At 59.4% G+C, this 15,766-nt stretch carries 11 protein-coding genes and 1 tRNA gene; 9 read left to right on the top strand and 3 right to left on the bottom strand.

The window, feature by feature from the left end; translation table 11 throughout:
- Nucleotides 1-264 precede the first annotated feature (264 nt).
- The 4 genes from BGIM_RS0134695 (at nucleotide 265) to BGIM_RS0134710 (ending at nucleotide 4,997) form a co-directional block, all read left to right on the top strand.
- Entirely contained in the window at nucleotides 265-1,218 is a 954-nt protein-coding gene (locus BGIM_RS0134695; RefSeq protein ID WP_157369650.1) for a GNAT family N-acetyltransferase, read from the top strand.
- Between the two features lie 173 nt (nucleotides 1,219-1,391).
- Nucleotides 1,392-4,082 (top strand): DUF1549 and DUF1553 domain-containing protein, encoded by a 2,691-nt coding sequence (locus BGIM_RS53925; protein ID WP_020474265.1) that lies wholly within the window; start codon nucleotides 1,392-1,394, stop codon nucleotides 4,080-4,082.
- Between the two features lie 178 nt (nucleotides 4,083-4,260).
- A tRNA-Ala gene (locus BGIM_RS0134705) sits at nucleotides 4,261-4,333 on the top strand.
- A gap of 298 nt (nucleotides 4,334-4,631) precedes the next feature.
- Nucleotides 4,632-4,997: a hypothetical protein gene (locus BGIM_RS0134710; RefSeq protein WP_020474266.1), complete on the top strand. Its 366-nt coding sequence runs from the start codon at nucleotides 4,632-4,634 to the stop codon at nucleotides 4,995-4,997.
- A 399-nt stretch (nucleotides 4,998-5,396) separates the two neighbouring features.
- Here the strand turns inward: BGIM_RS0134710 and BGIM_RS0134715 are convergent, their stop codons facing one another.
- Nucleotides 5,397-5,657: a hypothetical protein gene (locus tag BGIM_RS0134715; RefSeq protein WP_020474267.1), complete on the bottom strand. Its 261-nt coding sequence runs from the start codon at nucleotides 5,655-5,657 to the stop codon at nucleotides 5,397-5,399.
- Nucleotides 5,658-5,802: 145 nt separating this feature from the next.
- On the opposite strand from BGIM_RS0134715, the gene BGIM_RS53930 reads away from it, so the two are divergent.
- Nucleotides 5,803-6,267 carry a hypothetical protein gene (locus tag BGIM_RS53930; RefSeq protein WP_052640125.1) on the top strand — a complete coding sequence of 155 codons (465 nt, stop codon included), beginning with the start codon at nucleotides 5,803-5,805 and terminating at the stop codon, nucleotides 6,265-6,267.
- Between the two features lie 389 nt (nucleotides 6,268-6,656).
- Here the strand turns inward: BGIM_RS53930 and BGIM_RS0134730 are convergent, their stop codons facing one another.
- Nucleotides 6,657-12,566, bottom strand: coding sequence for a cadherin-like domain-containing protein (locus tag BGIM_RS0134730; protein ID WP_020474269.1), 5,910 nt, complete (start codon nucleotides 12,564-12,566; stop codon nucleotides 6,657-6,659).
- A gap of 276 nt (nucleotides 12,567-12,842) precedes the next feature.
- Here BGIM_RS0134730 and BGIM_RS0134735 point away from each other — a divergent pair, with 276 nt between their 5' ends.
- From BGIM_RS0134735 to BGIM_RS68670, 4 genes are read left to right on the top strand one after another with little or no spacing between them, the layout of a single operon-like run.
- On the top strand, nucleotides 12,843-13,937 hold the full coding sequence (locus BGIM_RS0134735; protein ID WP_202947360.1) for a DUF1559 domain-containing protein: 1,095 nt from the start codon (nucleotides 12,843-12,845) through the stop codon (nucleotides 13,935-13,937).
- Nucleotides 13,938-13,976: 39 nt separating this feature from the next.
- Nucleotides 13,977-14,198 carry a DUF1559 family PulG-like putative transporter gene (locus tag BGIM_RS68450; RefSeq protein WP_084760278.1) on the top strand — a complete coding sequence of 74 codons (222 nt, stop codon included), beginning with the start codon at nucleotides 13,977-13,979 and terminating at the stop codon, nucleotides 14,196-14,198.
- Nucleotides 14,138-14,461 (top strand): hypothetical protein, encoded by a 324-nt coding sequence (locus BGIM_RS67430; RefSeq protein WP_020474271.1) that lies wholly within the window; start codon nucleotides 14,138-14,140, stop codon nucleotides 14,459-14,461. Before BGIM_RS68450 ends, BGIM_RS67430 begins: the two co-directional genes overlap by 61 nt.
- Nucleotides 14,458-15,222, top strand: a complete 765-nt coding sequence (locus BGIM_RS68670; protein ID WP_029631210.1) for a hypothetical protein — start codon at nucleotides 14,458-14,460, stop codon at nucleotides 15,220-15,222. Before BGIM_RS67430 ends, BGIM_RS68670 begins: the two co-directional genes overlap by 4 nt.
- A 132-nt stretch (nucleotides 15,223-15,354) precedes the next feature.
- Here the strand turns inward: BGIM_RS68670 and BGIM_RS53935 are convergent.
- A partial coding sequence (locus BGIM_RS53935) for a transposase (RefSeq protein ID WP_020474272.1) occupies nucleotides 15,355-15,766 on the bottom strand: 412 nt, incomplete at its 5' end.

A 15,766-nucleotide genomic window follows, 5' to 3' on the forward strand; every position in this document is an offset into this window, starting at 1 on the left:
CGAATGCTGCTTCTCAGGTTTGCGAAGAGCTTGCCCTTGTGGAACCTCACATATTGGCGCGATGATCGCGTCGATTTTCTGATGTCGCCCAAGTTCTTCACCCTCAACCTTGGTTTTTCCATTCTTGGTGCGTCGTTCAGGGGACCAAAGCACGCCACGGCGAGAAGGCGTGCCCGATATTAACAGTGTTGGTTGTCGGAATCCTCTCATTGTTCATGTCGCGCGTGTCAATGTGCCGCGCCAGCCCACCGCTTGGAGTCGGGAATGCTCATTCGGAATTTTCTTGCCGGCGATGCCGAAAATTTGGTGGCTGTTCACAATGCGGCGTCCGCCGGTTTGCCCGGCCATCAACTTCTCACCCTTGAAGAAGCCCGCCGCCGCACAAGCGGCCACGCGTTCGATCCAGGAACGCATTTCTTTGCGGAAGAAGAAAAGAAAGTGGTGGGACATGCTTCGTTCGACCCGCAGAGCGGACAAGTGACTTTTCCATGTTGCCGGCCGGGTGATGAGCGATTTGCCCATCCTCTGTTTACTTCCGTCATGCGGGCGATGGCTCAGCGAAAAATCCCTCGGGCTTTTGCCACCTACCGGGCCGATTGGGCCGACGTGCGGGAGTTCTTCGAGGATCACGATTTCCACAAATCGCGGGAGATTGTCAATTACACCCAATCCTTTGGCGATCTGCCGACGATGTTTCAGCGGCCGGGTCTCAATGTGACCGGCTTGAGGGCCGAGGATCTGCCGGAAATCGAACAAATGGCGGCGTCCGTTCTCCGGTTGACCGGGAATCGGCTGGCCGAGTATTTCCTGCGAAATCCCAAATTTGCAACGGATGCGTTTTTTGTCTTGCGCCGCAAAGAAGGCGGCATCAAGGGCGTCGGGCTGATGATCGATGACCCGAGTTTCACCCCGGTGGAGGAGACAGACCCGAAGGCTCCCGGTTTTCGCTTTGGCGCTTTTGGCTCCGAGGGATTCCGAAGCGAACGGATCAACGGATTGTTCAGCTTCATTGCACCGCAGGGGAAGGAAGCCGAATTGATCGGGCAGGACTTGCTTTGGTACGCGACCAGCCGGGCCGACACGAATTCCTTCGAGAGTCTGGCCGCCCAGGCTCCGAGCGATGTGCCGCATCTCACCCGCTTTTACGACCGCTATTTCCAACGACAGGGCTGTTTCGCCGTGTGCGAGCGGGATGTGGGAACCGAGTCCAAGTTTTGACACGAGGGGAAGCCACGCCAAAAGCCCCCGGTTTTCTCTTCCGAATTCCCATTTCCCGCTTTCCGGCCCGGTCATTTTGCTTGACATGATCGGCCGGACCGTTCATCGTAAACACATCTCCCGCCGAACAGTTTCATGTTCTCCCCTTGATTCATTCCCTCACAGGGATTGCCATGCGATTATTCTTGTCACTGACCGCACTGTTTCTTGCCGGGGTTCTTCACGCAAAGCCCGCCCATCTGAAGGCCGTGGGTGAATACGTCGGGACAGATTTCACCACGCGCATCAATAATTGCCAGCTCTGTCATATGGAAGGCGGGGACGAGTCGGACAAGCCGCATAACGACTTCGGGAAAGCGCTGGCCGAATGGCGAAAGGAACGCCGAAAAGCCGGCCTTCGCAACGACATCGGCGACGCTTTGGACGCCCTTGCCGACCGCGACACGGACAAGGACGGCATTCCCGATCTAGAGGAGATTTTCGCCGGGAAGTTCCCCGGCACGCACCTTGATTACCCGAACGGCGTCGAACGGGCCGAGGCCAAAAAGAAACTGGCCGTCGTGAGGGCGAATCGGGCCGATTACCGCTGGCTTCCGCTGGAGACCGTGAAACGACCGGCCCTGCCAGCCGTGAAGAACCCGGCTTGGGTGCGAAATCCGATTGATGCGTTTGTGGCCGAGCAACATGTGAAAAATGGCCTGAAACCCCGGCCGGAGGCAGCCAAAGCGGTGCTGCTTCGACGTGTGTTTATCGATCTGATCGGATTGCCGCCGACCCGAGAAGAACTCCATGCTTTTCTCAACGACTCATCTCCGAACGCCTATGAGAAGATGGTCGAACAGTTGATGAGCCGGCCGGAATACGGCGAAGCGCAAGCTCGGCACTGGATGGACGTGTGGCGCTATTCGGATTGGGCCGGTTATCAAGCGGAGATCCGCGACAGCCAGCCGCATATCTGGCGTTGGCGGGACTGGATTGTCGAAAGCATCAACGCAGACAAACCGTATGACCGCATGGTGAAGGAGATGCTTGCCGCCGATGAACTGAGTCCCGAAGATCCGAATGCCTTGCGGGCCACGGGTTTCCTCGCTCGGAACTGGTACAAGTTCAGCCGGGAGGTCTGGCTTGACCGGGCGGTGGAACACACATCCAAGGGGTTTCTCGGCCTGACGGTGAATTGCTCGCGGTGTCACGATCACATGTACGATCCGATTCCGCAAACAGAATACTACGCCTTCCGGGCCATCTTCGCCGCCCACGATATTCGCACGGATCGGATTCCCGGCCAGGCCGACATCGCCAAGGAAGGGCTTGTCCGCGTGTACGACGCGAATGCGGCCACCCCGACTTATCTGTTCGTGCGAGGCAATGATGCCGACCCCGACAAAACGAAGCCGATTCCCCCGGCCGTCCCCGCCGCCCTCCTCGGGCCAACGTTCGATCTCAAATCGGTAACGCTGCCGAAATATTCGGTGACGCCGGATAACCGGCCCTTCGTGATCGAAGAGATGAAGGCGGCCAATGAAACCGCCGTCGCCAAGGCCCAGGCCGAGGTGCGGGGAGCCATCGCCCGGCAAGGCGTGTTCCCCATTGGTTTGGGCGTGCTTCCCACGATTGTTAAATTGCCGTTGGTCGCCCTCCGGGAAGATCAACTTGTCATCGCCAGACGCAATCTGGAAATTGCCGAACTCCAGCGAGATCTCTTTATTGCCCATGTCGCCGTGGAGGCAATGGATTCCAAATCGCCGGAATGGAAAACGGCCGCTGAGAAGGTGAGCAAACTTCAACGAGAATTGGGCGTGATCGAGGCCCGCAAACTGATGGCGCTGGCCAATCTCGCCCGGTGGACGGTGACGCCCAAGGGCCAACCCGATCCGGCCAAGAAACTGACAGACGCCCAAGCCGCCCTGACAAAAGCAGAGGCGACGTTGAAGACCCCCGCGACGACGACCTTCGTCCCCCGTCCCGTCAAGAGTTTCCCGGCCACCAGCACCGGCCGTCGGCTTGCGCTGGCCAATTGGATCGCCGACCCGAAAAACCCGCTGACAGCCCGTGTCGCGGTCAACCATCTCTGGATGCACCGCTTCGGCGTCGGGATTGTTCCCACGATGTTCGATTTCGGCAAGAACGGCCAGCCGCCGACGAACCCGAAACTGATCGACTGGCTGGCCGCCGAACTGATGACCAATGGTTGGAGCTTGAAGCATGTCCATCGGCTGATTGTCTTGAGCGCCGCTTACCGGATGGACTCCCAGCCCGATCTGTCAGACGCCGCCCGTGACCCGGACAACCGTTTCCTCTGGCGGCAAAATGCCCGGCGAATGATGGCCGAGGCCGTGCGGGATTCCGTGCTGGCCGTTGCCGGGGAACTGGACCGCACGAGGGGCGGCGAGGAGATTAACGAATCGGCCGGTCTGACCACTTTTCGACGATCGCTGTATTTCCGTCATGCCCCGGAAAAACAAATGACCTTTTTGGAACTCTTCGACGCCGCCAGCCCGACGGAATGCTATCGGCGAAGCGAAAGCGTCGTCCCCCAACAAGCCCTTGCCTTGGCGAACAGCCCTCTGACCCAAACAATGTCCCGCCTGTTGGCCGCAAAACTGTCGAAGCAAGCCCCCGACGAATCCCAATTCATCACCATCGCGTTTGAGAGCATTCTCAGCCGTCCGCCCACAAATGCCGAACGTGAAATGTGCCGGACCTTCCTGTCGGAACAATCGGCGTTGTTCACCGGAAAAAAACTCACGCCGCTCGGAGGAACCGCCGCCAGCAAACCGGCCTCCCCGGACGCCGGCCAACGATCTCGGGAAAATCTGACCCATGTGCTTTTAAACCACAATGATTTCGTGTCCGTTCGCTGAATGATGATCGCCGGAAGCGCGAACCAACAGCCAATGCTTTGGCTCTGTAAATTCATCACGGTTGGGCAATCAGGCGAAGTTTCGGGATGGAAAGGACATTCACCCACAGGAAATTTTCGACCGACAGTCACGCGGGTATGTTGACGAGCCGACTTCTCAATCGTAATGTAATGTTACCGGGGGTGTAGCTCAGTTGGGAGAGCGCTTGAATGGCATTCAAGAGGTCGCAGGTTCGATTCCTGTCATCTCCATCCGGGTTTTTAAGGGGTTTTTGAAAACATAACCAAGCCGCGTAGAATCCTTCAGGCGCAATCCTGTGAGGGTTTTATCTGTGTCTTGTAAACCTTCTTCTGAACGCCCAACTCTTGGTGGTATGTCCACACCGGAGAGGGCAAATCTCGCAAACACATCACTGGCCAAAGGCAAGAACAACAAGCAGGAAGCCTGCAAGGCATTCTGTCGGCACTGGCCTAAAAGCCCCCAAAACTAACTTCGCTTACGGTCGAATATCTTTGCGACCGTCTTCTTGACGTGACCGAGGCACATGTCTTGGTAGACACCTTCAAACAGTACAACTTCTTCCTCCAAAATTTCGGCAATCTCTACGGATGCAAACTTGTCGTCGAGATCAAGCCGCCGCACATCACCAACTGGCTGAACGCCACCCCGACTTGGAAGGGGGCGAGGTGGCACGCCACTACCGCCGTCAAGCGGGTCTACTCATGGGGAACCGGCGAGGGGTATCTGGAAACCAATCCCATCAAAGGAGTGAAGAAACCGCCCACCGGAAAACGTGAAAGGCTCCTCACCGAGGAGGAGCGAACAGAAATCATCAAGGCGATCCGCGTCCGGAGTTCCGCGACTTCGTCGTTGCCATGCAGGGCGGCCATCTTTCCGGCCAGCTCGCCTACATGAATGCCGCTGCCCGGCAGGCCACTAATTCCGCTTGATGTGCTTCAGTTTCATCTCGGGAGCCGGGGGAATCGCCCGGCACTCCCCCACCAATACCTCCACATCTTCTTCCTCGATGATGATTTTTCTCCGCTTCCTCTTTCTCCCGATGCGGAGGCAGGGGAGGCTCCCCTTATGGATGAGAGCGTAAACGAGCGAAAGGCTGATACCAATCCGCGCAGCAGCTTATTGAACTGTCACGGCACACCTGCCTTAATGGCCGAATTCCTCTCGCCAGAATGGCCTCCTGCCAGTTCCCGTCCGTGCAAAAAGGGCAGGAGACATCTCCCGCCCTTTCATGGTTGCCATCGGCCGACGGCGGCCCGGATGAGCCATGCATCATTTTGCTGGCCGGGGCGTCCGCTACTTCAACAGAAAGGCCGCGAGCTGTTCGAGGATGAATTTGAAGGTGGCGTAAGCCGTGCCTTCGAGGCCGCTCAAAGCCAGACAAGTGAGAATATCCATGGTGCAATCCTTGACGATGAGTTCAGGAACGGGCGATGGTGATGGCTGCTTAAACATGCGGCCAAAGATCACTTTGGCCAGACCGCCGTTGCGCTCGGATGTTTGTCGGCAAGCTTGACGACGTAGCACAGCGAAAGGCCCGTCATTAAGAAGCCGCATTGAAACTATTCGTTTATTAGAAAAAAACTGATCGAAGACGCTTATACCCTCGGGGAAGACCTGGAATTGCCGGTGTGGTGCGCCGACCAGGCCGACCCGTCCCGACGATGCCGCCAGTTGGGAACCGGAAGGCGAACCGGCCCGGTTGCCGCATGAATACGTCCGCAACGGCGCGGCCAGGGTGATGACGCTGTTTCACCCGGCCACCGGAGCGGTGCGGCTCGAAGGGGTGACCTCCTGCCCGAACAGCGTGTTGCATCCGTGGCTGCAACACGAATTGTCGGAGATTCTCGCCGATCAATCCAAGGCGGTTTCGACGAAAGTCTCGTCACGGCGGGCCTGGGAACGCTGGCAGGCGGGATTGAAGATCAGGATCACCCTGCCGGAGCAGTTGCCGCCGCTGTGGATGCTGTCGGTCCTGGACAATCTAGCCGGTCACAAGACGTCGGCGTTTGTCCTGTGGTTGTTCGCCCATGGCATCATGCCGCTTTACACTCCGTTGTTTTGGCTCATGGCTGAATATGGCCGAAAGCATCCAACGGGTTCTCAAACGCCGGGCAATGGCCGGACAGAATCCATCCCATCTCGAAGAAATCATGTCCTGGTTTGAGGCGGTGGCCGACCATTGGAACCGAAACCCCACGCTGTTTGTCTGGTAAGGGAAACGGGCCGCCCGACGAAAGAGACAGCGTGAACGCCGTCATCGCGTCGGCGGGTCCGGGGCACAAACCAAGAAACTTCTCCGAAAATTTGGCCGATGAAATTATGGCCTCTCCCAACACAACCGACCCACTGGTACCTTGGGCAACAATTTAATCTGGTTGCGACGCTTCGCCGTGCCCTGCTCAAGAAGCATTCGAAAAAAGACAGCCTGCGAGGAAAAATGATCCGATGTAGTGCCAGCGCCGCCTTTCTGACGGAAGTCCTCCTCCAAGAGGATGTTTGATATGCGCCGACCCTGGGCCATGCCACAGGGTCGTTTCCAATCCAACTTGCCCGTCACCCGAGAACCGGGGCCGAGATCACCATCAGGTCGGCGGCGGCGGAAGTGTCCGTGCCGGCCGAGTTGGTGACCACGGCCCGGTATTTGTTGCCGTCGAGCAACCCGGTCGCCTTCACCTTGTAGGTCGCCGCGACGGCTCCCTTGATGTTAGTGAAGGTTGTTCCCCCGTCCGTGCTGACCTGCCACTGAATCGTCGGCTTCGGACTGCCGGTGACGGTGACGGCGAACGAGGCCATCTGGCCGGCGTTGACCGTCAGGCCCACGGGGTCAAGCGCCACGGCCGCCGGGATGTTCACCGTCAGGGCGACGCCAACAGTCTTGACCGAACCCTTTGCGTTGGTGAAGACCGCCTGGTACAGTTTCCCGCTGTCAAGAGCCGTCGGCGTGAATGTGAACGCGGCCGATGTGGCTCCCGTGATCGCGGTGTACGTCTTGCCTTTGTTTGAACTCTCGAACCATTGCACCGTCGGCGTTGGCGATCCCTTGGCTTGGGCAATCAATGTCACCGTGTTTCCGAGAACCACAGTCTGGGCCTTCGGGGCGAGAGAAATCACCGGAACCGATGTCACAGTCAGGGCGGCCACCGTGGTGACCACTTGGCCGCCGGTATTGGTGAACACCGCCCGGTACTTGTTGCCATCAAGAAGCCCGGTCGCCTTCACCTTATAGGTCGCCGCGACGGCACCGGCGATATTGGAGTAAGTCAAACCGCCATCGGCGCTGACCTGCCATTGAACCGTCGGCTTCGGCGTGCCGGCGGCTGTGGCCGTGAACGTCGCCATTCCCCCGGAGAGGATGGTCGAATCAATCGGGCTGGTCGCGAGGACCGGCGGGTCAATGACCGTCAGGGTCGCGGCCCCGGTCTTCACGGTGCCATTGGCATTGGTCAAGACGGCCCGGTAAAGCTTGCCCGTGTCGGCAACGGTCGCCGTGAAGGTCAGCGTGGCCGAGGTGGCCCCGAGGATCGGTTGATAAGTCTTGCCCCTGTCCGAACTCGATTCCCACTGCACCGTTGGCGCCGGGGAACCCTTCGGCTGCACGGTAAATGTCACGTCGGTCCCGGTCGGCACGGTGACCGCTTGGCCCAGCGTGGCCAGTTTTAGCGTGTAGTTAACCGTCAGCGTGGCGGCCTGCGTGATGGCCTGGCCGGTGGTGTTGGCGAACACCGCCCGGTAGAGATTGCCATCTTGGGCCGGAAGTCCCTTGACGCTCAGGAGCGTCCGCGTGGCTCCGGGGATGTTGGCAAAGGTCGTGCCCCCGTCGAAGCTGACCTGCCACTGAACCGTCGGCTTCGGCGTTCCGGTGGCGTTGGCCATGAGGTTTGCGGTTTGACCGACTTGGATGGTCGTGTCAACCGGGTTGGCCAAGACCGCCAAACCGGATTTCACCGTCAGCGAGGCCGGGTCGCTGGGGACTGATCCGGCGGGGGTGGTGAACACCGCCCGGTACAGATTGCCGTTCTGCGCGGCGGCGGGAGCGAACGCGTAGGTTCCGGTGATGGCGCCCGGAATATTGGTGAAGGTCGTGCCGTCCGTGCTGATCTGCCACTGGACCGTCGGAGCCGGGTTGCCGCTGGCCGCCGCCGTGAAAGTGACCAGTGTGCCCGCAAAGCCTGATTGGGCGGTCGGTTGGGTGGTCACCAAAGGCACGGTGTTCACGTTGATGATGAACGTGGTCGGAGCCGAGGTCACGGTTCCGTCGCTGACCGTGAAGACAAACGAATCAATGGCAAAACGGGTATTGTTTTGCAGATAACTGATCGTCCCGGTGTTGATGTCAGCTTGGGTAAACGTCGTCGTCTGGGTGCCGCTCTTGAGCAATGTTCCGTGTGTCGGCGACGTGATGACGGTGTAAGTCAACTGGCTGGCGCTGTTGTCCGGGTCGGTGGCTTCCAGTTTCGCTTGGGAAACCTCTCCCGAGGTGTTTTGGTTGACGGTCAGACCGAGGTTGGTCGTCACCGTCGGGGGATCGTTTTGCGGCGTCACGGTGATGTTGACGGTCACCGGCCCGGCGCTCAGGGTGCCGTCGCTCACGTTGATGGTGAATGAGTCGCTGGTGGTTTCGTCACCGTTGTTCACATAGCTAATCAATCCGGCGTTGACATCAGCCTGGGTGAACGACGTCACGGCGACGCCGTTCTTGCGAATTTCACCGTGAGCGGGGCCATTGCCGATCTGAATCGAGTAAGTGAGTTGGGCGGGTGTGTTGTCTGGATCGGTCGTCGACAGGCTGGCCGTGCTGAAGGACACGGAACCATTTTCGAGAACCGTTACCCCGGTGTTGACGGCGATCGTCGGGGGGTCGTTGACCGGCGTAATCGTGATGGCGACCGTGAAGGCCGGCGTCGTGACGGTTCCGTCGCTCACGGTGACGGTGAATGCATCGGCGATGAATTCGTTGCCGTCGTTGTGATAAGAAATGATCCCGGCGTTGATGTCGGCTTGGGTGAAAGTGGTTGTCGGAATACCGCTCTTGAGCAGGGTTCCGTGAGTCGCTCCGGTGGTCACCGTGTAAGTGAGTTCGGCCGGTGTGTTGTCCGGGTCGGTTGCGGACAGTTTGGCCGTGGTGATGGTGACAGAGCCATTTTCGGTGACCGTCACGCCGGCGTTGACCGCGATGGTCGGGGCGTCATTCACCGGCGTCACCACCAGATGGACGACGGCCGGGGAAGATGTCAGCGAACCGTCGCTGACGGTGACCGTGAAGGAATCGCTGGCGTTCTCGTCCCCGTTGTTCTGATACGTGACAAGACCGGCGTTCACATCCGCTTGGGTGAACGTGGTCACCGCGACGCCGTCATTGCGGATGGTGCCGTGAGCCGGAGCGGATGTCACCGTGTAAGTGAGTTGATCTGGCGTGTTGTCCGGGTCGGTCGTCGCCAGACTGGCCAGTCCGAAAGGAGCAGAGTCATTTTCGGCGACCGTCAGCCCGGTGTTGGTGGTGATGACCGGAGGATCGTTGGTCGGCGTGATCGTCAGCAGAACCACGGCCGGGGAAGTAGAATCCGTTCCGTCGCTGACGGTGACGGTAAAGGAATCCGAGGTGGTCTCATCCCCGTTGTTCACATAGCTGACCAAGCTGGCATTGATGTCAGCTTGGGTGAATGTGGTCACCGGGACGCCGCCAATTTGAATCGAGCCGTGAGCCGGGAGGACGGTGACTGTGTAGGCGAGTTGCGAAGGCAGCGTGCCGACATCCGGGTCGGTGGCTTCCAGTTTCAATGAACTGAACACCACGGAACCGCTTTCGGCGGCGGTCATTCCGAGGTTGGTGGCCACGACCGGGGGATCGTTGGTCGGCGTGATCGTGAGAGGCACCACGGTCGGCGTGAGTGAGGCATCCGTCCCGTCGCTGACGGTGACAGAGAACGAGTCACTGGTGGTCTCGTCTCCGTTGTTCACATAACTGACCAAGCCGGCGTTGATGTCGGCTTGGGTAAATGTGGTCACGGCGACGCCGCCAATTTTAATGACGCCGTGGTCCGGGCCGGAAGTCACTGTATAGGCGATCTGGGCGGGTGGGGTGCCGCCGTCCACGTCCGTTGCTTCCAATGTCGTTTGACTGAAGACGACCGAGCCAGCCTCAAGGGCGGTCACGCCGGTGTTGATGGTCACGCTCGGGGCATGGTTGATCGGCGTGATGGTGATGGGGTAAGTTCCCGTCACGGCGGGGGCCTCGCCGTCGCTTACGCTGAACGAGAAATCATCGCTGGTGATGCCAATCGTGCCATCATTCACATAGCTGATGAGCCCGGCGTTGATGTCGGCTTGGGTGAACGTGGTCACCGAGACACCGCCTTTGTGGATCTCGCCATGAGTCGGAGCCGTCGTCACAGTGTAAGTCAATTGAGCGGGTGTGTTGTCCGGGTCGGTCGTTTCAAGGGTGGCCTTGGTGATCGTCACCGTTCCGTTTTCCGGCGAGGTCAGGCCGACGTTGGTTGACAGAACCGGGGCATCGTTGACCGGCGTCACATTGATGTTGAATGTGGCTGCGGCCGAGGACAAAGAGCCGTCGCTGACGGTGACCTTGAACGAATCCGTGGCCGATTCGTCGCCGTTGTTCTGGTAGGAGATCGCGCCTGCATTGATATCGGCTTGGGTAAACGTCGTCGTCGGGACGCCGCTCTTGAGAACCGTGCCGTGGACCGGGGCCACCGTCACCGTGTAGGTGAGTTGCGCGGGGGTGACATCCCCGTCCGGATCGGTTGCCTCCAATTTGGCTTGGGGGATGACGATGGTGTTGTTCTCGGCCACTGTCAAGGTGCTGTTTGTTGTGACGACCGGGGCGTCGTTGGTCGGGGTGACGGTGACGGTCTTGGTGGCCGTCGCGGCAGTCGCACCGTCCTCATCCTTCAGGACAAACGAGACCGTCCGGGTCAGCGGCGAAGGAGCTTGGGTGACTGTCTTGAACGTAATATTGCGAAGCAGGGCTTGGGCGGCGGCCGGCGTGGAAGCAGTGTTGAACGTGATGACGAGGCTTGTGCCTCCCGTGCCGCCGGTGAACGTGCCGATGACTGTGCCGCCGAACGTCACGTTGCTTCCCGAGACTCCGATCTGGCCGGTTCCAGTTCCTTGGTTTCTGATCTCCAACACATCGTTGACCGTGCCATTGGACGTGAGGCTCACCGTCAGCGTGCCCGAGCTAAAGGTCGGCGAGTCTTGGTCCGTCACCGTGCCGGAGGTGGTGACAACCACGCCCGCTTGGTCTTCGGTGTAATTCACGCTGCCGGCAGGAACCGTGACCACCGGGGCCTGATTGGGGATGAGGGCCAGTTGGGTCGGGGAGATACCCGAGAATCCGGGGACGGTGTTCGGGAAGCTGGCGCTGCTGACCAAGGTGCCTGTGGCGTTCAGGGACGTGTCCAAACTTCCATCGGCCCTAAATCGGGTGATCGACCCCTGCAGATTGGGCGGGTAAGCCGGGCCAAGGTTGGCGGTGAGGAAATTACCCTGAGGATCGAAAATCCCGTCTGACGGGAATTGACCCGCCAGACTGAAGGCCGGTGTGAAGACCGGATCAGTGGCGTCATGGGTTCCATCGGGATTGTACCGCAGAACCTGCCCGTTGTAGGTGGGTTGGTTCGGCCCCAAATCGACGACGAGCAAATCTCCGTCCGGCGCCCAAGCCAGCCCGGAGGCATATTCCGGCCCGGTGGGATCAATGAAGTTGGCGAAAATGAACGGAGCAGCGGCTGTTGATGAGGTGGCCGCACTGACGTCCTCGATCTTGGACACACCCGTCACACCGGCGACATAGAGGGTGTCCGTGTCACCTTGGGCCGTGCCGAACAACAAGCGAGAGGGCTGGACGAGACCGTCTCCGAACGTGGTTGACGTGCCGGCATATTGCGGGACTTGTCCGTTATAGTTCATGTCGAACCGGACAATCCGGCCCGCGCTCGAACTTTGGCCGGCATTGAGGCTGACGTAAAGGTCGCCATCCGGACCGAAGAGCAATCCAGCCGGGGAGAAGTGCGGGCTTGGGTTGTCGGGGGTTCCGAACGCGGCGGCAATGGCGTTGAGCGTGTTTTTGTCGATGAACGTCGAGAGCGTGTTAGTCGTGACATCGTAACGCAGGATCGAGTCATTGTCCGGGGAGGCAATGCTGCTCTGGTTGCTGATGTAAAGATTATTGTCCCGCCCGATGGTCAGCCCGGACAGGCCAGTCGTGATTCCGGGAGAGTATGACGGCGCCACCAGCGTTCCGGCGAGATGTCCCGTGGAAGCGTTGAACTTGTAAATCGCGCTGTCGAAATAGGACGCGGCAATCAGCGTGGCGTCCGGCGTGAGCCGGGACTCCAAGTTTTCCACCCCCAAACGGGCCTTCCGGCGGGCGGCTCTGTCACCTGACAATGTTTCGGATCGGTTTTTTGCAACAGAAAGCAGACCATACGCTAACCGAAACATGGATGACTCCGAGAGGGAAAGAGATCAGGCCGGGTGCGGTTCGTCGAGATGAAAAACAGTTGTTTCAGTCCCGAAATGGTTGTCGGGACGCATCTTACGACGGATATCGAAGTCAACATATTGACACAATGGCATGTGTCAATATGTTGACCAGAGATGATTTGTCGGTTTTTGGAAATTTGGGTGGTTTGGGGAGATCAACAAACAATTGTCATCTTCTTCCCGACAAAACTCCGGGACACTGTTGTTTATTCATGCTGGCCGGAGGGTGAAAACATGGATTTGAATTTCGCCCGCATGTCAACTTTCATCCATCGCCGGATCGACCGGACGGCCTTCACTCTGATCGAATTGCTGGTGGTGATCGCAATTATTGCCGTTCTCATCGGGCTGTTGCTTCCGGCCGTCCAAAAAATCCGAGAGTCGGCCAGCCGGATGAAATGCCAGAACAACCTCAAGCAGATCGGCCTTGCCCTTCACAACCATGAAAGCGGGCTTGGCAATCTGCCCCCCGTTTTCCCGGCCGCCGCCAAACCGCCTTATGTTGGCATCGTGCCGAATTACTTTTACTCGTGGAGCGCGCTGGCCAAGCTGAATCCCTACTTGGAGCAGACCGCCATCTACAACCGGATGAATCTGGATCTGCCGATGTACGGCCTCCCTTCGCTCTCGATCCTGCCGGAAAACCAGTTCGCGGTTCAGCAGACGGTTCCTCTGTTCCTGTGCCCCAGTGACAAGATGCTCCCGGTCGCCGGCGGGGACGGAACATCCGTGTACGGGGTTCCGGTAGTCGGCCCGGTCAACTACGGGGCCTGCATCGGCACGGGGGCCACCGCCGGGGCCGCGCCGTATGGCTCTCCCTGGGATGCGGACGGGCTTTTCCGGGCCGCTGTCTCCGGCGTCTTCGCGGAAGTCACGGACGGCCTGTCGAACACGGCAGCCTTCTCGGAAAGCACCTTGGGGGAAGGCGGGGAGAAAGCCTCCGGCCCGATCCCGGCCAGCGTGCAAAAAGTCTATGCCACCGTGACGCCGCCCCTCACGCCGACGGCCTGCGTCGGGGCAAGTTTTTGGAACTTTGAGAAACGCCGCGGCTACCTCTGGGCTTCCGGGGAGATTCGTTGCGCCAGCTACAACCACTTCTACTTACCGAACGACCCGAACTACGACTGCGTGGCGAACGTCACCACGGTCGGCCCGCAACAATACACGGCCGTGGGGTTCAAGGCGGCCCGCAGCAATCACCTTGGCGGCGTGAACATGCTGCTAGCCGATGGCTCAGTCCGGTTTGTCTCGAACAGAATCGGACTGGCCCCTTGGAGAGCCTTAAGCACTCGCGCCGGGGGAGAGACGATCAACGACCCCAGTTATTGACCAGCCTCATACGCAGATTCGAGAAACAGGCGGGGCACGATAGTTTCACCCAAAAAGCAATCCGTTCAGAAAGTCCGCGATGCGGCCAACCGCGTGAAATGTCAGAACAATTTGAAACAACTCGGCTTGGCATACCACAATTTTGAATCGGCCAACGGCGCGCTGCCGCCGAGTTACACGCGAACGCCGGTGACCTGCGGATGGGGCCGCCGCTTTCGGCGTACTGCGAACAGGGCAACTTGGCCTTGCAATATCGCATGAATGAAAACCTGAACAGCACGAACAATCAGGCTGTCATTCTCAATTCAATTGCGACTTGGTTGTGCCCCGCCACACCGGGAAGCGTGCCGAAGACTTACCAATACAACTGGTCGAGAACCGGGACTCCCATTCCCACATATTTCGCCGCTATCGCCGATTATCACCCCGTCACGGGAACCGTGATTTACCTCTGGGATCTGGTCGGCAAGCAACCGGCCGGGGTGACGGCCTCCAGGACGCTACCCCGACGGACACTTACGTGAACATCAACGCCTTGCAGCCAGACGTCAACTTGCAGCCAGACGTCAACACGCCATTTTCCGCCATCACTGACGGTCTTTCCAACACGCTCTTGCTCGGCGAAGGGGCGGGACATCCGCGTTACTACGTCGGCCGCAAGGACATGACGGACGATCCAACCCGCCCCGGCAGCATCGGGACGCCCGGAAAACAATTGGGTTCCAGCACGCCGTTGGGAGCCTCCAACGTAGGCGTCGGAATGCTGCCGAGCCACGGCGGCGGTTGGGGCGACACGACCTCCGGCTCTTTCCACTTCTACGGCTCGACTTTCGACGGCCTCGACCAACCGGGGCCGTGCATCATGAATTGCTCGAACGACCACTTGCTTTACAGATTACACACACTGTGGCGTAAACATCGTCTTGTGCGATGGCTCCGTTCGCTTTGTCTCCGAACGGGTGACCTCCGGCGTGTTTGTGGACTTGATGACACGGGCCTATGGCGAACTCAACGCTCTTCCCTGACGGACATTCATGAATTCGCGGTTGATTGGATTGGTTTGCCTGACGCTCGGATTGATGCTCGTGACCGGCTGCGGCAAGGAAGAACGGGTGGGGGTCCGCAAGACCACCGGCAAGGTGATCCGAACCGGCGCCCCGGTGACGGGCCTCTCGGTGATCTTTCCCCGGCCGACGGGTCGGTCTCGGCCACGCCGACGCTTCCCACCGGCGTCATCCAAGCCGACGGAACCTTCTCGCTGACGAGTTATACCGAATCTCGTTGAACCGTAATCATCCGAGTTTGACCGCCCAATGGAATCCGACGGCTCCCTTAACTGTGTCGGGATGCCGAGCGAGCCAGTCGCACCGCCGGGTGAGCGGTTCCTTCAAGTCCTCTAACTGGTGCATCCGCCAAGTTATCGCACAGATGGCGGGGTGGCGACGCCGGCCGGCCGACGGGGCCGGTGACGCCGTCGTCGGCCCCAGTGAAATGGATGTCGGTGCGAGTTCCAGTAAGCCGTCGCCCGGTTCACCGCCTCAACGATCTCCTCCCATGTCCCGAATCGTCGGCCCTTGAGCGCCAGGGACCGCAGGATCTTCCACCACGGCTCGATCAGGTTCAAGTACGCCGCCGCGACCGGCTGGAAGACAAACTCCCATCGCGGGCATGCCACGTTGAACAACAGCACGTCGCGGGATCCGTGGGCGGCCAGGTTGTCGAGGACGGCGTAGACGCGGGTGATGCCAGCCGGGAGCCATCGCTCGACCCGCTCCAGAAAATCGATCCAGTTCTCGCCGGTGCGACGTGAGTACGAGTGAGTGAATGCC

This window comes from Zavarzinella formosa DSM 19928 (genome assembly GCF_000255705.1).
In the GTDB taxonomy this organism is placed as follows: Bacteria; Planctomycetota; Planctomycetia; order Gemmatales; family Gemmataceae; genus Zavarzinella; species Zavarzinella formosa.